The organism is Agromyces sp. NPDC055658 (assembly GCF_053618155.1).
This window is the reverse complement of sequence record NZ_JBSHHD010000007.1, coordinates 26,669-46,041: the sequence shown is the minus strand read 5'-3', so window position 1 is coordinate 46,041 and position 19,373 is coordinate 26,669. Positions and strand designations below refer to the sequence as shown.

Sequence of the window (19,373 nt, the reverse complement as noted above, 5' to 3'; positions counted from 1 at the left end):
TCAGACGTCGATCCGGTAGCCGCGCTTGACGACGGTCGTGATGAGTCCGGGAACGCCGATGGTGCGGCGCAGGCGGCTGAGCGCGACCTCGAGCGCGTGCGGGTCGGTCGTGCCGGGCAGGCCGGATGCCAGGCGGTCGCGTGCGACGACCGCGCCGTGGGCGAGGACGAGCGCGCGCAGCAGCGCGAGCGCGACGGGGGCGAGCGGCACTCGTCGATCGTGGATGTCGAGCATCGAGCCGCGGAGCTCGAGCGGCCCGTGCCGGGTGTCGAGGCGGATGACGCGCGACTGCTCGAGGTGCTCGCACACGAGGCGGATGAGTGCGCCCATCCGGTAGCGCTCCGGCGTGATCGGGGTGATGCCGGCATCCTCGAGCGGGGCGGCGGTCACGGGACCGACGGCCGCGGCGACGACGGGACCGCACATCGCGTCGACGAGCTCGTCGTACCGCCCGCGCGCCTCAGCGGCGCCGAAGAGCGCGTGCACCGCCGGCGCGCTCGTGAAGGTGATGCAGTCGAGCCCGCCCGAGCAGGCCGCGTCGATGAGCCGGTCGACGCGGTCGTCGTCGGCGTCGGTCTCCACCCAGCGGTACGGCTCGACCGTGAGCACGCGGGCGTGCGCCTCGTGCAGCCGTTCGAGCTGGAACGGCTGCAGGAAGCCGTGCAGCTGCACCGCGACGGTGAGACCCGGCGGATAGCGTTCGAGCACCTCGTCGACGAGCGACTCGGTCGTCTCCTCGGCGCTCATCCCCACGTCGCCGAGGCCCGCGGCGCGGATGCCGCCGCGCGCCTTCGGCCCGCGCACGAGGATGTCGGTCGCGGAGAGCGCCTCGACGAGGTCCTCGCCGAGCCCAGCGGCATCGGCGACCTCGAACCAGCGCCGCACCCCGTACGCGGTCGTGGCGAGCAGCACGTCGGGGCGTGCGGCGATGATCGCCCTGGTGTCGGCGATCACGGGATCGTCGGAGACCGCGTTCGCCATGCGCAGCGTCGGTGCGTGCAGCACCTGGGCGCCCCGTCGTGCGAGGGCGTCGATCAGGTCGCCCGCGCGGCGGTCGCTCGTCACGCCGATCCGGAATCCGGCGAGCTGGTCGGGCCGGAAGCCCGGCGCGCAGTCCGAGGCATCCGTCATGCGACCACCGACCAGCGGGCGGCGCGCTCCATGAGCTCGGCGGCGCTCGCGTCGCCGTCGTGCGCGAGGCGCACGACCTCGCCGACGACCACGACGGCGGGTGAGGCGACCCGGGCCCGTGCCGCCGCCTGCACGATGTCGCCGAGCGTGCCGAGCGTCGTCCGCTGCGCCGGGGTGCAGCCGCGTTCCACGACGGCGACGGGATGCCGTGCCGGGAGTCCGTGCCTCGCGAGGCCGGCCGCGAGCGACGGCAGCGTGCCGATGCCCATGAGGACGACGATCGTGCCGCCGAGCCCTGCGAGGTGGCGCAGCTCGTCGTCGGCGAGCGGGGCGTGACCCGACACGACGGTGAATGCGTGGCTCACCCCGCGGTGCGTGAGCGGGATGCCGGCGGCCGCCGGCACCGAGATCGCACTCGTGACGCCGGGCACCACGTCGACGGGGATGCCCGCGGCATGGCAGGCGAGCACCTCCTCGCCGCCGCGGCCGAGCACGTAGGGATCGCCGCCCTTCAGTCGGACGACGTGGGCGCCGGATGCCGCGTGGCCGACGAGCATCGCCTCGATCTCGTGCTGAGGCACGGCGTGGTGGCCCGGGCGCTTCCCGACATCGACGAGCAGCGCCCCCGGCGCGAGAGCTGCGAGCTCGTCGTGCGGAGCCAGCCGGTCGTAGAGCACGACATCGGCGTCGGCGAGCGCACGCGCGGCGCGCAGCGTCAGCAGGTCGACGGCGCCCGGGCCCCCGCCGACGAGCGTCACCCGGCCGGTCATCGTGCGCCCTCCCGCACGGGGATGCGCGCCCCCGAGACGAGCACCGCCCGCCCGTCGGCGCGCTCCTCGGGGGTCGCCGGGCGGAACTGGTCCCGTTCCGGTACCCGGGCGATAGACGGGTCGGGGGTGCCGGGGGCGTTGACGAACGAGCGGAAGCGCCGGAGCCGCTCGGGGTCGGCGAGGGTCGCCGCCCACTCGTCCTCGTAGTGCTCGACGTGCGCGCCGACCGCGGCTTCCAGTTCTGCTGCGAGGCCGAGCGAGTCGTCGACGACGACCTCGCGCACGTGGCCGATCCCGCCCTCGAGGTCCTCCATCCAGCGGGCGGTCCGCTGCAGGCGGTCGGCGGTGCGGATGTAGTACATCAGGTACCGGTCGATGTACCGGATGAGCGTCTCGTCGTCGAGGTCGCTCGCGAGCAGCTGCGCGTGCGCCGGCTGGAAGCCGCCGTTGCCGCCGACGTAGAGGTTCCAGCCCGCGTCGGTCGCGATCACGCCGACGTCCTTGCCGCGCGCCTCCGCGCACTCGCGGGCGCACCCCGAGACGCCGAACTTGAGCTTGTGCGGGGAGCGGAGACCGCGGTAGCGCAGTTCGAGGCGGACCGCCATGGCCACCGAATCCTGCACGCCGTAGCGGCACCAGGTCGAGCCGACGCAGCTCTTCACGTTGCGCAGTGCCTTGCCGTACGCCTGCCCCGACTCGAAGCCGGCGTCGACGAGCCGGCGCCAGATGTCGGGCAGCTGGTCGAGCCGTGCGCCGAACAGGTCGATGCGCTGGCCGCCGGTGATCTTCGTGTACAGGCCGAACTCCATCGCCACCTCGGCGATGACCGCGAGCTTCTCAGGAGTGACCTCGCCGGCGGGGATGCGGGGGACGACCGAGTAGGTGCCGTCCTTCTGCATGTTCGCCATCGCCCGGTCGTTGGTGTCCTGCAGTGCTCCGCGGCCGCCGTCGAGGATGTACGAGCCGTGCTGGGTGGCGAGGATCGACGCGATCACCGGTTTGCAGACGTCGCACCCCCGGCCGGTGCCGAGCCGCTCGACGATCTCGTCGAACGACGTGAGCCCGAGCACTCGGATCGACTCGAAGAGCTCCTGCCGGCTCAGGTCGAAGTGCTCGCACAGCGCGCGCGACGGGGTCACGCCCGACTTCACGAGCTCCGACTCGAGCAGCTTCTTCACGAGCGGCACGCAGGAGCCGCACTGCGTGCCGGCCCGGGTGCACGCCTTGAGCTCGCCGAGGTCGGTGCAGCCCGGCACGTGATCGTCGCCGGCGACCGCGCCGCGGATCGTGCCCGCGGCGACGTTGTTGCAGGCGCAGACGAGCGCGCCGTCCGGCAGCTCGTCGCCGGCGGGCGGCTCGACGCCGGCTGCCGACAGGTAGGCCGCGGGTTCGGCCGAGAGCTCCGTGCCGAGCAGCGGCCGGAGCGAGGAGTACGGAGCCGCGTCGCCGACGAACACGCCGCCGAGCAGCGTCTTCGCGTCGTCGGTCATGACGAGCTTCTGGTACAGCCCGCGAGCGGGGTCGGCGTAGACGATCTCGAGTGCGTGCTCGGTTCGCGCGAGGGCGTCGCCGAAGCTCGCGACGTCGACGCCCGAGAGCTTGAGCTTGGTCGCGTCGTCGACCGTCGTGAACTCCGCGGTCCCGCCGAGCAGCCGGTCGGCGACGACCTCCGCCATGGCGTTCGCCGGGGCGACGAGACCCGTGCACCGCCCGTCGAAGCTCGCCACCTCGCCGATGGCCCAGACGTTCGGCAGGGACGTCGCGCACGAGGTGTCGACGGCGACGCCGCCGCGCGGGCCGAGCTCGAGGCCGAGGTCGCGGGCGAGCTCGTCGCGCGGGGTGATGCCGATCGCGAAGACGATCACGTCGCAGTCGATGCGACGCCCGTTCGCGAGCTCGACGCCGACCACCGAACCGTGCTCGACGACGACCGCCGCCGGGCGGGTGCCGAGGTGCAGGCCGATGCCCTGGCCCGCCATGATGCGGCCGAGTGCGCGTCCCGCGCCCTCGTCGAGCTGGGCCGACATGAGCCAGCCGCCCGAGTGCACGACGGCCGTGTGCGCGCCGAGCCCGGCGAGCCCGCCCGCGGCCTCGAGGCCGAGCAGCCCGCCGCCTGCGACGACGACCTGGGCGGGCCTGCCTCGCTCCCGGGCGATCGCCGCGGTCTCGGCGACGAGCGCGTCGACGTCGTCGATCGTGCGGTACACGCGGGCGTGCTCGGCCCCGGGGAGGTCGGGAACCGGTGCGCTCGAACCCGTCGCGAGCACGAGCTCGTCCCACGGCAGGACCAGGCCGCTCGAGGTCGTCGCGGTGCGCGCCGAGGCGTCGACGTCGACGACCCGGTCGCCCACGACGAGCTCGACGCGGCCGTCATCCCACATCGCGCTCGGTTCGAGGGTGAGGTCCGTCGCGGCATCCGCGAGCCGGGTGCTGAGCGCGACCCGGTCGTACGGCGCATGGCGTTCTTCGCCGACGACGGTGACGCGCAGCGCGTGGTCGGCGTCGCGGGCGTGCAGGCTGTCGGCGAGGCGATGGGCCGCGGGCCCGCCGCCGACGATGACGACGTCGCGCACCGCGGCACGGCTGTTCTCGGTCATGCTGCCTCCCCGGGCTCGGATGAGGCGAGCGTAGGTGGGGGCGGTTTCGGGGCTGTTACGGCGGGGTAACCTCGGCGCACCGGCGCCGCACGCGCCCGGTCGCCGGGTGTGAGGCGGACGTCATGCGGGTGTAACGGCGACGGGAGGATCGTCGAAACAGGCGGCCGCTAGCGTCGGACGCACGCGCCGGCGCCCCGAGCGCCGCCGAGGAGAGGAGCCGCCATGTCGACGACGATCGAGTCGAGGGTCGCCTGGGTGCGGACCTGCGGCGTCGACGACCTCGAGCCGGGCTGGGGCGAGGTCGCACTGCACGGGTCTCGCCAGATCGCCCTGGTCCTGCTCGACGATCGCGAGGTCTACGCCGTCGACCACCACGATCCGCACACGGGCGCACCCGTGATGGCGCGCGGCATCGTGGGGTCGCGGGGCGAGCGCCCGACGATCGCCTCGCCGCTGCACAAGGAGGTCTACGACCTCGGCACGGGGGAGTGCTTCACCGACGGCTCGCTCGCGCTTCGCACCTACCGCACCCGGATCGTCGGAGGCATGATCGAGGTCGAGCTCGACGTGTGAACCTGTACGCCGTCGGTTCAGCCGCGCTGCGTGAGCACGATCGGGTCGCCGTCGGTGACGGCGATCGTGTGCTCCGAGTGCGCGCCGCGCGAGCCGTCGGCACTGCGGAGCGTCCAGCCGTCGGGATCGGTGAAGATCTCGTCGGTCGTCTCGAGCCACCACGGCTCGATCGCGATCACGAGGCCGGGCTTGAGGGGAAGCCCGCGACCCGGGCGCCCGCTGTTCGGGATGTGCGGGTCGCCGTGCATGGTGCGGCCGACGCCGTGCCCCCCGAAGTCGGTGTTGACGCGGTAGCCCGACGCCTTCGCGACGTCGCCGATCGCCCGGGAGATGTCGCCGATGCGGTTGCCGGGACGCGCGGCGGCGATGCCGGCGGCGAGCGCGCGCTCCGTCGAGTCGATGAGCCGCAGATCCTCGTCGCGAGGGGTGCCGACGACGATCGATCGCGCCGAGTCGGCGACCCAGCCGTTCACCGAGGCGGCGAAGTCGAGGCTCAGCAGGTCGCCGTCGCGCAGCTTGTAGTCGCGGGGGAGCCCGTGCAGCACCGCGTCGTTCACCGAGGTGCAGATGACCTTGCCGAACGGACTCGCGCCGAACGACGGGTGGTAGTCGATGTAGCAGCTCTCCGCTCCGGCCTTGCGGATCATCTCGTGCGCGAGCGCGTCGAGCTCGAGCAGGTTGACGCCGACGGCCGCGGCCTTCGACGTCGCCTCGATGACGCTCGCGACGAAGCGGCCGGCGGGCCGCATCTCCTCGATCTCGGCGGGGGTCCTCAGTTCGATCACGGTCATCCTCTCCGAGTCCATTCTGTCGGCTCCGCCCTGAGTGAACACCCGGCGCGCTCGCAGGCGGTCGGGATTAGCCTTGGCACATGCTCATCCGGCGCCTCTTCTACCGCTGGCAGTTCATCGCGATCGTCGCGCTGCCGGTGTGGTTGCTCGTGGGCTGGGCGATCTTCGGCTCGGGCGGCTGGGGCACGCTCGGGCTCGTCATCGTCGTGCCGATCGCGTTCCTCACGCTCGGGGTGGTCGCCCTGCTCGTGAACGCGAGGCCGACGGTCCGCCGCGAGCGGGCGGTCTCGTGGACCGACGTCGGCGTGCTCGGCGCCTGGCACGCCGCCATCATCGGCACCGGGTTCTACCTCGCCTCCAGCGGCGTGTTCGGCCTCCTCGCGGTGGTCGGTGCGATCGCCGCGTTCTGGGTGGTCCTGTGGGAGCTCGTGCGCGACGGCGCGAGGCGCATGAACGCGTCGATGGCCGAGTTCGAGCGGCTCGCGGCCGAGCAGCGCGGCGGCGCACCGGCGGGGGATGCCTCGGCGCGGCGTCCGCCGTTCCCGTCGACCGGCTCGGGGCGGGGCGACGACGACGGCGATGTCATCATCGTCCACGAGGTGCGCGACTGATCACCGTCGCGGCGCGGTCGAGGCATCCGTCTCGTCGCTTTGGCTGTCGGGCCGTCGGCATGGCACAATAGAGGATTGTGCCGCTGCAGGAGCGATCCTGCCGACGACTCTGCCTCCGGGGAGCATGCGACGCACGGTCACCGTGCGAGGCGGCACCAGACACTTTCCCATCAAGATCCGCGTTCGACCGGTGGCGGGCGCAGAGAGCGAATCATCATGCACATCCTCGACCATGTCGACGCGGCGAGCCTGCGTTCCGACATCCCGGAGTTCCGGGCGGGTGACACCGTCAAGGTGCACGTGAACATCATCGAAGGCACGCGCTCGCGCATCCAGGTCTTCCAGGGCGTCGTCATCGGCCGCTCGGGCGAAGGCGTGCGCGAGACCTTCACGGTCCGCAAGGTCAGCTTCCAGGTCGGCGTCGAGCGCAAGTTCCCGGTGCACTCCCCGGTCATCGACCACATCGAGGTCGTGACCCGCGGTGACGTGCGTCGCGCGAAGCTCTACTACCTGCGCAAGCTGCGCGGCAAGAAGGCGAAGATCAAGGAGAAGCGCGACGCCTGATCCGGCGCGCGTGAATCGCGGCCTGCCGCGAACTTCCGACCGAGCTCCCCACCATAGACTGGTGGGGAGCTCGGGCGGTTAAATGACAGAAGAAGACACCACCACGCGCGCAGATCGCGCGGGTACGGCAACGGCACGACGGCAGCGCAGCTTCCTCCTCTTCCTGAGGGACCTGCTCGTCATCTTCGTGGTGGCGGTGCTCGTTTCGTTCCTCATCAAGACGTTCCTCATCCGATCGTTCTTCATCCCATCGCAGTCGATGGAGGAGACGCTCGTGAAAGACGACCGCATCATCGTGAACCAGCTGGTGCCGGAGCTCACGCCGATCTCGCGCGGCGACGTGGTCGTCTTCAAGGATCCGGGGGGCTGGCTGACGTCGGTGCCCGAGCCGAACCAGCCGCCGCTCGTCGCGGCCGTCGACTGGTTCCTCGCGTTCGTCGGGCTGAGTGCGCCCGACTCGAACGACCACCTCGTGAAGCGCGTCATCGGGCTGCCGGGCGATCACGTCGAGTGCTGCAACGCGCTCGGCCAGATGAGCGTCAACGGGGTGCCGCTCGACGAGCCGTACATCTTCCTGCCGCCGGGCGACACGAAGGCCTCGGAGGTGGACTTCGACGAGGTCGTCCCCGACGACTCGCTCTGGGTCATGGGCGACAACCGCAACAACTCGAAGGACTCGCGCTACAACGCCGACACCCCGCTCAAGGGCTTCGTCCCGATCGAGAACGTCGTCGGTCGCGCGTTCGTCGTCAGCTGGCCGCTCTCGCACTGGTCGTGGCTCGACAACTACCCCGACGTGTTCGAGGGCGTCGACGAGGGTACGGGCTGATGCCGAAGCAGGCGATCCCGAACCTCAAGCTCGAGCGCGAGCTGTTCGACGAGGGGGCCCCGTTCGTGCTCGCCTGCGACGAGGTGGGCCGGGGTGCGCTCGCCGGCCCGGTCACGGTCGGACTGGTCGTCATCGACCGGACGGTCAGGCGCATGCCGACGGGGCTGCGCGACTCGAAGCTCATGACCGAGCCCCGCCGCGAGGCGATGGCGCCCCGAGCTGCCGCATGGGTCATGGCGGCTGCGGTCGGCGAGGCGTCGGCGAACGAGATCGACGCGCTCGGCATCATGGCCTGCCTGGGTCTGGCGGGGGCCAGGGCACTCGCCTCGCTGCCGGCAGAACTCGCCCCCGAGCTCCGCGGGGCGCCGCTCATCCTCGACGGCAACCACGACTGGCTGAGCCCGGCGATCGAGTACCGCGCCCGCGTGCGCACGCGCATCAAGGCCGACCGCGACTGCGCGTCGGTCGCTGCGGCTTCGGTCATCGCGAAGGTGCACCGCGACGGCGGCATGCGCCTGGCCCACACCGAGACCCCGTTGTACTCGTGGGACGAGAACAAGGGCTACTCGAGCCGCGCGCACTTCGCCGCGATCGACGAGCACGGTCCGAGCGACCTGCACCGCCGGACCTGGCTGCACGAGCGCGAGCGCGAGGCGCCGGCGTTGTTCGACCTCGGCGTAGGATGATTCGCGATGGATGAAGACGAGTTCGAAGACTACGACCGCGAGGTCGAGCTGGCCCTGTACCGCGAGTATCGCGACATCGTCGCGCAGTTCAAGTACGTGGTCGAGACCGAGCGACGGTTCTACCTCGCGAACGAGGTCGAACTCGTTCGACGCGACACCGAGCACGACTTCTACTTCGAGCTCACGATGAAGGACGTCTGGGTGTGGGACGTCTACCGAGCCGACCGTTTCGTGAAGAGCGTGCGCGTGCTCACCTTCAAGGACGTCAACGTCGAGGAGCTCGCCACCCGCGAGTTCGAGCTTCCGAAGGAGCTCGCGCTCGACGAGTGAGCCCGCGGGGGCCCGCTCCCCGGCACCGCTCCGAGAGGGCGGGGCCTCTGACTCACGGCTCATCGTCGTCGGATCCGTCGCGTCCAGAGCCCTCCGGTGTCGCGCCGGGCGTGCCCCTCGACCTCGAGTTCGGCGAGCGTGGACATGACATGTCCCGGCGACATACCGCTTCGGCGGGCCAAGTCGTCGACTCCGCGGGCCGCACGCGTGCTGAGCGCATCGAGCACGCGGAGCCCGTCGTGGCTCGGCTCGACGGGTGCGGACGTCGAGACTCGGCCGCCCGACGGGGAAGCCCCGCCGATGGCGGCGCCGAGGCCCGAGGCGAGTTCGGCCATCTGGGCCGCGTCGACGACGCAGATCGCGTCGCGTTCGCGGAAGAGCCGATGGCGGCCTGCTGACGCAGGACTCGTGACGGGCCCGGGCACCGCCCCGAGCGGTCGGCCGAGCTCGGTGGCGTGCGTGGCGGTGTTGAGCGAGCCCGACCGCAGTCCGGCCTCGAGCACGACGGTCGCATCGCCGGCCGCGGCGATGAGTCGGTTGCGCATGAGGAACCGCCACTTCGACGGCGCGGTGCCGCACGCGACCTCCGAATAGACGGCGCCCGTCTCGGCGATGCGTGAGAGCAGTGCCTCGTGACCGCTGGGGTAGTAGCGGTCGATCCCGCCGGCGAGGAACGCGACCGTCGTCCCGTCGCTCGCGAGCGCGGCCCGGTGCGCCGTGCCGTCGATGCCGTATGCGCCGCCCGAGACGATCGCGAACCCGCGGTCCACGAGCCCGGCCGAGGCCTCGGCGGTGACGTGCTGGCCATAGCCGGTGGCCGCTCTGGCGCCCACGAGCGAGATGGTGGCCTGCCCCTCGGCGAGGGCCTCCGGGCGCCCTCGCACCCACAGCGAGACCGGCGCGGCCGCGCCCAGATCGTCGATGCGCCACGGCCACTCGGGATCGCCCGGTACGAGCAGGCGCGCCCCGACGCGCGCCGCCTGCACGAGCGAGCTGGCGAAGGCCTCGTCGTCGAGGCGCGGTCGCCACCGCCCGAGCGCCTGCACGGCCGACTGCAGGGTCGCCGTCTCGCCGTCGCGGCCCAGCACCTCGGCGAGCGCCGAAGCGGGTGCCCCGCCGGCGACGAGGCCTGCGACGGCGCGGGCGCCGGCAGCGGCGACCGCCCTGCCGAGCACCCCGTCGCCGGGTTCGGCCAGGAACCCGAGCAGTGCCCGGGCCTCGGCATCGGCGCGGCGCTCGTCGCCGGTGCGGGCATGTGCGCGGACGGCGTCGAACACGGCGGCGTCGACATGGCGGAACGGGTCGGTGCTCATGCCTCTGCTCCCGTCTTGAAGAAGCTCGCGCGGCCGACGTGCTCGGCTCCGGGCGATCCGGCCCCCGCGAGATCGGCGAGGGTCCACGCGACCTTGAGGATTCGGTCGTAGCCGCGCATCGTGATGGCACCGAGCTCGAGCATCCGGTCGATGCCCTTCGTGGCTGCGCCGCCGGGATGCAGCCGGCCGGCGCCGCGCAGCCAGGTACCGGGCATCTCCGCGTTGGTGCGCCACGGCGTACCGCGCAGGCGTTCGGCCGCCGCCAGCCTCGCCTCGCCGACGCGATGTCGTGCTTCGGCGGTCGAGACGGTCGAACCGTCGCCGGCCAGGCGCATCGCCGCCACGGTGATGCGAGGCACCCGCAGCTGGAGGTCGATCCGGTCGAGCAGCGGGCCCGAGAGTCGAGCGAGATAGCGCCGCTGCACGATCGGCGCGCACGTGCAGTCGCTCGTGCCCGCATTGCCGCACGGGCACGGGTTGGAGGCGAGGACGAGCTGGAAGCGCGCCGGGAACGTGGCGACGGCGTTCGCGCGATGGATCGAGATCGTGCCCGACTCGATGGGCTGCCGCAGCACGTCGAGCACCGCCCTCGGGAACTCCGGGGCCTCGTCGAGGAAGAGCACCCCGTGGGTCGCGCGGGCGGCGGCCCCCGGACGGATCATCCGGCTGCCGCCACCGACGATCGCCGCCGCCGTCGCGGTGTGGTGCGGCGCCTCGAACGGGGGACGGAACGAGAGCGACCCGTTGGGACGGAGGCCGGCGAGCGATCGGATCGACGCGACCTCGAGCGCGGCATCGGCATCGAGATCGGGCAGCAGGCCGGGCAGCCGGGCCGCGAGCATCGTCTTGCCGGCACCGGGCGGCCCCAGGAGGGAGAGGTGGTGTCCGCCTGCGGCGGCCACGAGCATCGCATCGACGGCGTCCGTGTTGCCCGCGACGTCGGCGAGATCGCCGGGCAGCTCGCAGACGACGTCGTCGACGGCGGGGGCCTCGACCGCTGCCACCTCGCGCGGAGGGTACGCGGCGCCGTGCCAGATCGCCGCCTCCAGGAGCGACGCGACCCCGACGACGCGCACCCCGGGGACGAGTGCCGCCTCGGCGGCGTTGGCGGTCGGCACCATCACGAGGTCGTGCCCCGCCCTCGCCGCCGCGAGCACGGCCGGCAGGACGCCGTCGATCGGGCGGAGGCGCCCGTCGAGCCCGAGCTCGCCGAGATGCACGACCCGGTCGATCGACGCCGTCGGCACCTCGCCCGCGGCGCCGAGGCAGGCGAGCGCGATCGCGAGGTCGAACCCCGACCCGTGCTTCGGGAGGGCGGCAGGGGAGAGGTTCACCGTGAGTCGTCGGGTCGGCAGCGGGCACCCGGCGTTGCTGGCGGCCGAACGGACACGGTCGCGGGCCTCGCCGAGTGCGGCATCGGGCAGTCCGATGATGACGACGGCGGGCAGTTGCGAGGAGAGGTCGGCTTCGACCTCGACGATCGATCCCGTGAGGCCGAGCAGGGCGACGGAGCGCGTCCGGGCGACCGACATCAGCTCACCCCCTCGAGGTGCTCGATGACCACCGAACCGGAGGGCGGCGCGAGGACCGAGACGGCGTCGATCCTGATGAGGTCGGCGCGCGCGCCGGTCTCGTCGCACCAGGCCGCCGCGAGTCGTCGGAGTCGCGCGAGCTTGCGCGGCGTGATCGACTCGAACGGGTGGCCGTAGCCGGCCCCCGAGCGTGTCTTCACCTCGACGAACACGAGGGTCGCACCCGCACGGGCCACCAGGTCGACTTCGCCGAGCGCACAGCGCCAGTTCCGGTCGACGACCGTCATGCCGGCGCCTTCGAGATGCTCGGCGGCGAGCTGTTCGCCACGTCGTCCGAGTTCGGTGTTGTGGTTCATCGGCACCACCTCCGCGTCCAGCGTCGACTGTCGAGGACGGCGGTCCGCCGTCGACTGCCGTCGAACCGACGGATCCGTCGCACCCCGAGCTGTCGAGGAGGGGTCGCCCGCACTGTCGAGGACGGGTGCCCCGGCGCGCCCGGCGTCGTCCGGGGACGTGTCGGCGCCCACGTCTAGGCTGGCCGCGAGGAGGACCCGTGCACCCACGACTCGGCTTGTATCCGGCGGCGCGAACCGTCATCGCGCACGTGAGCGACACCCATCTGCTCGCGGGCGGCGCGCCGCTCGGCGGAGTCGCCGACACCGAGGGCGCGCTCGCGCAGGCTGCGACGCAGCTGCGGAGGCTCGGTCCGGCGCTCGACGCCATCGTGGTGACCGGCGACGTGGCCGACCTCGGCGAACCCGACGCGTACGCCCGCGCACGCGCGGCACTCGAGCCGGTCGCCGCCGACGCCGGTGCCCGCCTCGTCTGGGTGATGGGCAACCACGACGAACGTGCGCCCTTCCGTACCGAGCTCCTCGACGAGCCCGCGAGCGACGACCCCGTGCACCAGGTGTTCGACCTCGACGGGCTCCGCATCGTCGCACTCGACTCGAGCGTGCCGGGCTACCACCACGGCGAGCTGGATGCCTCGGCGCTGGCGTGGCTCGACGGGGTGCTGTCGGTGCCGGCACCACGGGGCACGGTGCTCGCGCTCCATCATGCGCCGATCCCGACCCCGCTCGTCCTCATGGACGTGCTCGAGCTCCGCGGGCAGCGCGCGCTCGCCGAGGTCGTCTGGGGTCGCGACGTGCGGCTCATCCTCGGCGGGCACCTGCACTATCCGACGCAGGGAATGTTCGCAGGGGTGCCGGTCGCGGTCGCGGGGGCGACGGCGTACACGATGGACCTCTCGGCGCCGCCGCGCGAACTCGTCGGCGTCGACGGCGGTCGCTCCTTCTCGCTCGTCCATCTCTTCGACGATGCGGTCACCAGCTCGGTCGTCCCGCTGCCACCCGGCCCGGTGGTCACTCGATTCGACGAGGCGTATCTCGCCGAGCTCGAGTCCCTCGAACCGGCCCGACGGCTCGACCGGTTCTCACGCAAGCCGGAATCATGAACCTCGACGCGGCCATCGACGACTACCTCGGCGGCGTCCGTGCGGAGCGAGGCTACTCGGAGCACACCGTCGCCGCCTACCGGGCCGACCTCCTCGACCTGGCGACGTTCGCGGAGTCGCACGGCGTCGGCGATGCGCGCGACCTCGACCTCGCGCTGCTTCGCGACTGGCTCTGGGCGTCGACCGAGCGCGGTCTCGCCCGGTCGAGCATCGCCCGGCGCGCGGCGTCGGCGCGCGGGCTGACGGCGTGGCTCACCCGCCGAGGCGAACTGGCCGCCGATCCCGGCGCGCGTCTTCGGGCGCCGCGCGCCCAGCGTGCGCTGCCGCGGGTGGTCACGGCCGATGCGCTCGCCGCCGCGCTCGCGCGCCTGGAGGCGCGCGCCGTGACGACGGGGGATCCGATCGCGGCGCGAGACGTCGCGATCGCCGAGCTCCTGTACGCGTCGGCGCTTCGAGTCTCGGAGCTCGTCGGCATCGATCGCGGCGATCTCGACCGGCGGCGCCGCACGGTCCGCGTGCTCGGCAAGGGGTCGAAGGAGCGCGTCGTGCCGTACGGCGCTCCCGCAGCGCGTGCGCTCGACCGCTATCTCGATGCCGCCCGGGGCGAGATCCTCGCCGCGGCCGACGAACGGCACGGCGGCGCGTCGTCACGTGCGCCGACGACCGAGGCCGTCTTCGTCGGCGAGCGGGGGGCTCGGTTGGGCACGCGCAGCGTGTACCGCCTCGTCGCCGGCCTGCTCGCGGAGATCCCCGGCACCGGCCCGAGCGGGCCGCACACCTTCCGGCACACCGCGGCGACCCACCTGCTCGACGGCGGCGCCGATCTTCGGGCCGTGCAGGAGTTCCTCGGCCATGCGAGCCTCGGCACCACCCAGATCTACACGCACGTGTCGGCCGAGCGCCTGAAGGAGAGCTACCGCACCGCGCATCCGCGGGCGTGAGCCGCCTTTCGAGGCGATCGTCACGACAGCGGCAGCAGCACCGACCTGGGCAATCCGCCGAAGAACAGGAAGGGCGAGACGTACTCGCCGTCGACCCTGATGCCGAAGTGCACGCAGTCGCCCTCGCAGTGGCCGCCGCGGTCGACGGCACCGATCCGATCGCCTGCGGCGAGCAGGTCGCCCTCCCGCACGAGCGCGGTGATCGGCTCGATGGAGCTGATGACGCCGTCGCCGTGGTCGATCGACACGACGCCCCGGCCCGCGACCATGCCGGCGAAGCGGACGGTGCCGCCCGCGGCGGCGACGACGGTCGCGCCGGGTGCGACCGCGAGGTCGATGCCGCGGTGTCCGGCCGAGTAGGGCGTCGGCGGAGCACGGAACGGTGCGACGACCCTGATGGGCGCCGGCGCGGGCCAGACCCACTGCAACGGCCCCCGACCCGGGCCCGTCGCCCCCGCGGGGGTCGGAGCGCGATCGAGCGCGGAAGCCGTGGGCGAGGTCGCGCCGCCCACAGCGGCGAGCAGGCCCACGACGAGGCAGGACAGTGCGGCGACGGTCCAGGCGGCTCGTCGAGGCCGCGGACGGGCCGGAACGGAACGGTCGAGATCATCCATCCACCGATCGTGCGTCGGCGGGAGGCATCCCCTCGGCGGAAGCGGCGGCTTGTGGACTGCGGTGCCCCTGCCTCGGTTGGGGAGGACGGGTGCCGATGGTAGAGTATCCGGAGCGCCTCGCATGTCGAGGTGACTACGCGTGCCCATTCGGCAGCCGACTCCATTCAGTCCGACCCGCTCATCGCGAGCGAGACCGGCGGAGCCGTGCCGGGCACCAGGGCTCCCGGCCGCCGGCCGGTTGCGACAACTGAGAACAGAAGGAGAACGGCTCATGGCCGTCGTCACCATTCGCCAGCTGCTCGACAGCGGCGTGCACTTCGGGCACCAGACCCGCCGCTGGAACCCGAAGATGAAGCGCTTCATCTTCACCGAGCGCTCGGGCATCTACATCATCGACCTGCAGCAGTCGCTCGCCTACATCGACAAGGCCTACGACTTCGTCCGCGAGACGGTCGCCCACGGCGGCACCATCCTCTTCGTCGGCACGAAGAAGCAGGCGCAGGAGTCGATCGCCGAGCAGGCGACCCGCGTCGGCCAGCCCTACGTCAACCAGCGTTGGCTCGGCGGCCTCCTCACCAACTTCCAGACGGTCTCCAAGCGCCTCGCGCGCATGAAGGAGCTCGAGGAGCTCGACTTCGAGGGCACCACGAGCGGCTTCACCAAGAAGGAGCTCCTCATCAAGAAGCGCGAGCTCGACAAGCTGCACAAGTCGCTCGGCGGCATCCGCAACCTGTCGAAGACGCCGTCGGCCCTCTGGGTGGTCGACACCAAGAAGGAGCACCTCGCGATCGACGAGGCCAAGAAGCTCGGCATCCCCGTCATCGGCATCCTCGACACCAACTGCGACCCCGACGAGGTCCAGTACCCGATCCCGGGCAACGACGACGCGATCCGCTCGGTGAGCCTGCTCACCCGCATCATCGCCGACGCCGCCGCCGAGGGGCTCATCGAGCGCCACCAGAAGCCTGAAGAGGCCGGCAACGTCTCGGCCGTCGAGCCGCTCGCCGAGTGGGAGCAGGAGCTCCTCCAGCAGGGCGCCGCGACCGAGAAGACCGCCGAGACCGAGGCCGAGGCCAAGGCCGAGGCTGCTGAGGTCGTCGACGAGGCCGCGACCGAGATCGCTGCGACCGAGTCGGCCGCCGACGTCGAAGGCGCGGAGGCCGCCGAGGCCGCCGCCACCCCCGCCGAATAAGTCCCCGAAGGAGACAGCCACACATGGCAATCAGCATCGCTGACATCAAGGCCCTGCGCGAGCAGCTCGGCACGGGCATGGTCGACACGAAGAAGGCGCTCGAGGAGGCCGGTGGCGACCTCGAGAAGGCCACCGAGATCCTGCGCCTGAAGGGCGCAAAGGGCAACGCGAAGCGCGCCGACCGCTCGACGAGCGAGGGCCTTGTCGCCGCCAAGGAGTCGCCCGCCGGCTACACGATGATCCAGCTCGCCTGCGAGACGGACTTCGTCGCGAAGAACGACAAGTTCATCGCGCTCGCCGACAAGGTGCTCGACGCGGTCGCCGCCGCCGGTGCCGCCGACGTCGAGGCCGCTCTCGCGGCGCCGGTCGACGGCAAGACCGTCGGCGAGGTCATCGACGAGCAGGCCGCCACGCTCGGCGAGAAGGTCGAGCTCGCGAAGGTCGTCACCCTCTCGGGCGACGAGTTCGCGGTCTACCTGCACAAGACGTCGAAGGACCTGCCGCCGCAGATCGGCGTGCTCGTCGCCTACACGGGTGCCGACGCCGAGACCGCTCGCGGGATCGCGCAGCACATCGCGATGTTCGACCCGTCGTTCATCTCGCGCGACGAGGTTCCGACCGATGTCGTCGAGAAGGAGCGCGAGCTCGTCACCGAGATCAGCCGCAACGAGGGCAAGCCCGAGGCCGCCCTGCCGAAGATCGTCGAGGGTCGCCTCACCGCGTTCTTCAAGCAGGTCGCCCTGCTGGAGCAGGACTACGCCCGCGACAACAAGCAGCAGGTCAAGAAGATCCTGGACGACGCCGGTCTCACCGTGACCGGGTTCGCCCGCTTCAAGGCCACGGCGTAACGCCGACATGAGGGAGTCCGGATCGTCCATTCGATCCGGGCTCCCTTTTCCATGCGCGGATGCTTCGCCGAGCTCGTCCTCGGACGACGCCGCGCCGCGCGCCTCGACCGGATGCTGTGCACCCGGTCGGGTGAAGCACTAGTTTTGACACGGGCACCGGAAGGACGGCGGGGATGACGGAACGCAAGCGCAGGGTGATGCTGAAGCTCTCGGGAGAGGCATTCGGCGGGGGAGCGCTCGGGGTCAACCCCGACGTCGTGAGCGCCCTCGCGCGCGAGATCGCCGATGCGGCGCAGACGGTCGAGGTCGCGATCGTCGTCGGCGGCGGCAACTTCTTCCGCGGCGCGGAGCTCAGCCAGCGCGGCATGGATCGCGGTCGCGCGGACTACATGGGCATGCTCGGCACCGTCATGAACTCGCTCGCGCTCCAGGACTTCCTCGAGCAGGCCGGCGCAGAGACCCGCGTCCAGTCGGCGATCTCGATGACCCAGGTCGCCGAGCCGTACATCCCGCGTCGCGCCGAGCGGCACCTCGAGAAGGGCCGCGTCGTGATCTTCGGCGCGGGTGCGGGGCTCCCGTACTTCTCGACCGACACCGTCGCCGCGCAACGAGCGCTCGAGATCGATGCCGACGTGGTGCTCGTCGCGAAGAACGGCGTCGACGGCGTCTACTCGGACGACCCCCGGACGAACCCCGACGCCACGAAGATCGACCGCATCAGCTACCAGGAGGCGCTGCAGCGCGGCCTCAAGGTCGTCGACTCGACCGCCTTCAGCCTCTGCATGGACAACGGCATGCCGATGCAGGTGTTCGGCATGGAGCCGGCCGGCAACGTCACGGCGGCGATCCTCGGCGCCGACCTCGGCACCGTCGTGAGCAACGGCGTGGAGTCGTCGAACCGATAGAACCCGACCGCGCCGGGCCGCGACGCCGAACGTGGCGCCGCGGCGAGCAACGGTGTGGACCCGGCCAGTCGATAGACTGGCACGAGTAGCGAACCGTAAAGGAGTTCCCGTGATCGCGGATGTACTTTCCGATGCCACCGCACGCATGCAGAAGGCGGTCGAAGTCGCCAAGGACGACTTCGCCACCGTGCGTACGGGGCGGGCGAACCCCCAGCTCTTCCAGAAGATCATGGTGAGCTACTACGGCACGCCGACGCCGCTCGCGCAGCTCGCGTCGCTGCAGAACCCCGAGGCGCGCACGCTGGTCGTCACGCCCTACGACAAGGGCGCGCTGCGCGACATCGAGCAGGCGATCCGCGACACCCCGAACCTGGGCGCCAACCCGACGAACGACGGCAACCTCATCCGCGTGACGCTGCCCGAGCTGACGGAGGAGCGCCGCAAGGAGTACGTCAAGATGGTCCGTTCGAAGGCCGAAGACGCGAAGGTGTCGGTCCGCAACATCCGCCGCAAGGCGAAGGACGACCTCGACGCGCTCAAGGGCGAGGTCGGCGACGACGAGGTCGGGCGCGGCGAGAAGGAGCTCGAGCAGATCACGAAGACGCACGTCGACGCGATCGACGAGGCCCTCAAGCGCAAGGAAGCCGAACTCCTCGAGGTCTGAGGGCTCGGGGGCTGAGGGAGGGCCATGTCAGGCGTCCCAGAAGAGGGTCAGTCGGACGCCGGGGGGCAGGACCGCACCGCGCGCGACGATTTCCGCGCACAGGTCACGGCGCGCAAGGCCGACCTCGAGCGTCAGTTCGAGGCATCCAAGGCGCAGTTCGACGAGGCCCAGGAACGGATCAAGGCGCGCACGGGTCGCAACCTCATCGTCGCGATCCTCATCGGGCTCGTGTTCGGCGGCGCGCTGCTGCTGAGCCTGCTCGTCGTCAAGGAGCTCTTCATGCTCTTCGCCGTCGTGATCGCCGGGTTCGCGAGCTACGAACTCGCGCAGGCACTCCGCAAGGGCGACCTCCGCGTGCCGCGGGCACCGACCGTGGCGGTCGCGGTGATCGCGGTGCCCGTCGCCTACTACGGCGGTGCGGGCGGGCAGTTCCTCGCGGTCGTCGCGGGAGTCGCGATCGTGACGGCGTGGAGGCTCGTCGAGCAGGCACTGCCGTCCCGCCGGACCGACGGCGCGGCGCTCGGGCGAGACCTCGCCGCAGGTGCGTTCGTGCAGGGATACGTGACGTTCCTCGCAACGTTCGCGGTCGTGCTGACCGCCGCCGACGGAGGACAGTGGTGGACCCTCGCGTTCATCGTGCTGGCGGTCGCCGCCGACACCGGGGCCTACGCGTTCGGTCTCATGTTCGGCAAGCACAAGATGGCGCCCGTGATCAGCCCGAAGAAGACCTGGGAGGGCTTCGCCGGCGGCGCCGCGACGAGCCTGGTCGCCGGTGTGCTGCTCGCCCTGTTCATGCTCGGCGAGCCGTGGTGGTTCGGGCTCGTCTTCGGCGGTGCGATCTTCCTCACCGCCACGCTCGGCGATCTCGTCGAATCGCTCGTCAAGCGCGACATCGGCATCAAGGACATGAGCTCGTGGCTGCCGGGCCACGGCGGGTTCCTCGACCGGCTCGATTCGATCCTGCCGTCGGCGGCCGTCGCCTTCGTGGCGTTCCGGCTCTTCGGATGAGCGTGCGCGATACTGGTG

The 19,373-nt window shown here is 71.7% G+C and carries 20 protein-coding genes and 1 pseudogene; 13 read left to right on the top strand and 8 right to left on the bottom strand.

Features of this window, described 5'->3' with window-relative positions:
• The 3 genes and pseudogenes from ACWGPE_RS05135 to nirB all read right to left on the bottom strand — a co-directional run bounded on the left by ACWGPE_RS05135 (nucleotide 1) and on the right by nirB (nucleotide 4,498).
• Nucleotides 1-1,131: a uroporphyrinogen-III synthase gene (locus tag ACWGPE_RS05135; RefSeq protein ID WP_231430758.1), complete on the bottom strand. Its 1,131-nt coding sequence runs from the start codon at nucleotides 1,129-1,131 to the stop codon at nucleotides 1-3.
• Nucleotides 1,128-1,928: pseudogene (cobA, locus tag ACWGPE_RS05130) on the bottom strand (uroporphyrinogen-III C-methyltransferase); the annotation flags it as partial. The gene ACWGPE_RS05135 and the pseudogene cobA, both read right to left, overlap by 4 nt.
• Nucleotides 1,898-4,498, bottom strand: a complete 2,601-nt coding sequence (gene nirB, locus ACWGPE_RS05125) for a nitrite reductase large subunit NirB (protein WP_231430760.1) — start codon at nucleotides 4,496-4,498, stop codon at nucleotides 1,898-1,900. The gene nirB and the pseudogene cobA, both read right to left, overlap by 31 nt.
• A 222-nt stretch (nucleotides 4,499-4,720) precedes the next feature.
• Between nirB and nirD the strand changes: the two genes are divergently transcribed.
• Nucleotides 4,721-5,071 carry a nitrite reductase small subunit NirD gene (nirD, locus tag ACWGPE_RS05120; protein ID WP_231430761.1) on the top strand — a complete coding sequence of 117 codons (351 nt, stop codon included), beginning with the start codon at nucleotides 4,721-4,723 and terminating at the stop codon, nucleotides 5,069-5,071.
• A gap of 17 nt (nucleotides 5,072-5,088) precedes the next feature.
• Here the strand turns inward: nirD and map are convergent, their stop codons facing one another.
• On the bottom strand, nucleotides 5,089-5,856 hold the full coding sequence (gene map / locus ACWGPE_RS05115; protein WP_231430762.1) for a type I methionyl aminopeptidase: 768 nt from the start codon (nucleotides 5,854-5,856) through the stop codon (nucleotides 5,089-5,091).
• An 86-nt stretch (nucleotides 5,857-5,942) separates the two neighbouring features.
• Here map and ACWGPE_RS05110 point away from each other — a divergent pair, with 86 nt between their 5' ends.
• The 5 genes from ACWGPE_RS05110 (at nucleotide 5,943) to ACWGPE_RS05090 (ending at nucleotide 8,882) form a co-directional block, all read left to right on the top strand.
• Nucleotides 5,943-6,473, top strand: a complete 531-nt coding sequence (locus ACWGPE_RS05110; RefSeq protein ID WP_275506851.1) for a hypothetical protein — start codon at nucleotides 5,943-5,945, stop codon at nucleotides 6,471-6,473.
• A 216-nt stretch (nucleotides 6,474-6,689) separates the two neighbouring features.
• Nucleotides 6,690-7,037 carry a 50S ribosomal protein L19 gene (gene rplS / locus ACWGPE_RS05105; RefSeq protein WP_231430764.1) on the top strand — a complete coding sequence of 116 codons (348 nt, stop codon included), beginning with the start codon at nucleotides 6,690-6,692 and terminating at the stop codon, nucleotides 7,035-7,037.
• Between the two features lie 82 nt (nucleotides 7,038-7,119).
• Nucleotides 7,120-7,866, top strand: coding sequence for a signal peptidase I (gene lepB, locus ACWGPE_RS05100; RefSeq protein ID WP_231430765.1), 747 nt, complete (start codon nucleotides 7,120-7,122; stop codon nucleotides 7,864-7,866).
• Nucleotides 7,866-8,552: a ribonuclease HII gene (locus ACWGPE_RS05095; RefSeq protein ID WP_452048280.1), complete on the top strand. Its 687-nt coding sequence runs from the start codon at nucleotides 7,866-7,868 to the stop codon at nucleotides 8,550-8,552. Before lepB ends, ACWGPE_RS05095 begins: the two co-directional genes overlap by 1 nt.
• A gap of 6 nt (nucleotides 8,553-8,558) precedes the next feature.
• Nucleotides 8,559-8,882 carry a DUF2469 family protein gene (locus ACWGPE_RS05090; protein ID WP_231430767.1) on the top strand — a complete coding sequence of 108 codons (324 nt, stop codon included), beginning with the start codon at nucleotides 8,559-8,561 and terminating at the stop codon, nucleotides 8,880-8,882.
• A 59-nt stretch (nucleotides 8,883-8,941) separates the two neighbouring features.
• Here ACWGPE_RS05090 and dprA read toward each other — a convergent pair whose 3' ends face one another.
• From dprA to ACWGPE_RS05075, 3 genes are read right to left on the bottom strand one after another with little or no spacing between them, the layout of a single operon-like run.
• The gene (dprA, locus tag ACWGPE_RS05085) at nucleotides 8,942-10,195 is read right to left on the bottom strand and encodes a DNA-processing protein DprA (RefSeq protein ID WP_452048279.1); all 1,254 of its coding nucleotides are present in this window, start codon (nucleotides 10,193-10,195) and stop codon (nucleotides 8,942-8,944) included.
• Nucleotides 10,192-11,727, bottom strand: a complete 1,536-nt coding sequence (locus tag ACWGPE_RS05080) for a YifB family Mg chelatase-like AAA ATPase (protein WP_231430769.1) — start codon at nucleotides 11,725-11,727, stop codon at nucleotides 10,192-10,194. Before ACWGPE_RS05080 ends, dprA begins: the two co-directional genes overlap by 4 nt.
• Nucleotides 11,727-12,083 (bottom strand): YraN family protein, encoded by a 357-nt coding sequence (locus ACWGPE_RS05075; RefSeq protein ID WP_452048278.1) that lies wholly within the window; start codon nucleotides 12,081-12,083, stop codon nucleotides 11,727-11,729. Before ACWGPE_RS05075 ends, ACWGPE_RS05080 begins: the two co-directional genes overlap by 1 nt.
• A gap of 197 nt (nucleotides 12,084-12,280) precedes the next feature.
• Between ACWGPE_RS05075 and ACWGPE_RS05070 the strand changes: the two genes are divergently transcribed.
• Entirely contained in the window at nucleotides 12,281-13,183 is a 903-nt protein-coding gene (locus ACWGPE_RS05070) for a phosphodiesterase (protein WP_452048277.1), read from the top strand.
• A complete protein-coding gene (locus ACWGPE_RS05065) occupies nucleotides 13,180-14,124 on the top strand; it encodes a tyrosine recombinase XerC (protein ID WP_452048276.1) in 945 nt (314 codons plus the stop codon). The genes ACWGPE_RS05070 and ACWGPE_RS05065 overlap by 4 nt, the downstream gene beginning before the upstream one ends.
• Before the next feature lie 20 nt (nucleotides 14,125-14,144).
• Here the strand turns inward: ACWGPE_RS05065 and ACWGPE_RS05060 are convergent, their stop codons facing one another.
• Nucleotides 14,145-14,738, bottom strand: coding sequence for a murein hydrolase activator EnvC family protein (locus ACWGPE_RS05060; protein WP_452048275.1), 594 nt, complete (start codon nucleotides 14,736-14,738; stop codon nucleotides 14,145-14,147).
• A 271-nt stretch (nucleotides 14,739-15,009) separates the two neighbouring features.
• Between ACWGPE_RS05060 and rpsB the strand changes: the two genes are divergently transcribed.
• The 5 genes from rpsB to ACWGPE_RS05035 all read left to right on the top strand — a co-directional run bounded on the left by rpsB (nucleotide 15,010) and on the right by ACWGPE_RS05035 (nucleotide 19,355).
• The gene (rpsB, locus tag ACWGPE_RS05055; RefSeq protein ID WP_231430774.1) at nucleotides 15,010-15,930 is read left to right on the top strand and encodes a 30S ribosomal protein S2; all 921 of its coding nucleotides are present in this window, start codon (nucleotides 15,010-15,012) and stop codon (nucleotides 15,928-15,930) included.
• A gap of 23 nt (nucleotides 15,931-15,953) precedes the next feature.
• Nucleotides 15,954-16,778, top strand: a complete 825-nt coding sequence (gene tsf, locus ACWGPE_RS05050; RefSeq protein ID WP_231430775.1) for a translation elongation factor Ts — start codon at nucleotides 15,954-15,956, stop codon at nucleotides 16,776-16,778.
• 173 nt (nucleotides 16,779-16,951) lie between these two features.
• Entirely contained in the window at nucleotides 16,952-17,683 is a 732-nt protein-coding gene (gene pyrH, locus ACWGPE_RS05045) for a UMP kinase (protein ID WP_231430776.1), read from the top strand.
• A 109-nt stretch (nucleotides 17,684-17,792) separates the two neighbouring features.
• The gene (gene frr / locus ACWGPE_RS05040; protein WP_231430777.1) at nucleotides 17,793-18,347 is read left to right on the top strand and encodes a ribosome recycling factor; all 555 of its coding nucleotides are present in this window, start codon (nucleotides 17,793-17,795) and stop codon (nucleotides 18,345-18,347) included.
• 24 nt (nucleotides 18,348-18,371) lie between these two features.
• A complete protein-coding gene (locus ACWGPE_RS05035; RefSeq protein ID WP_275506858.1) occupies nucleotides 18,372-19,355 on the top strand; it encodes a phosphatidate cytidylyltransferase in 984 nt (327 codons plus the stop codon).
• Nucleotides 19,356-19,373: the final 18 nt, after the last annotated feature.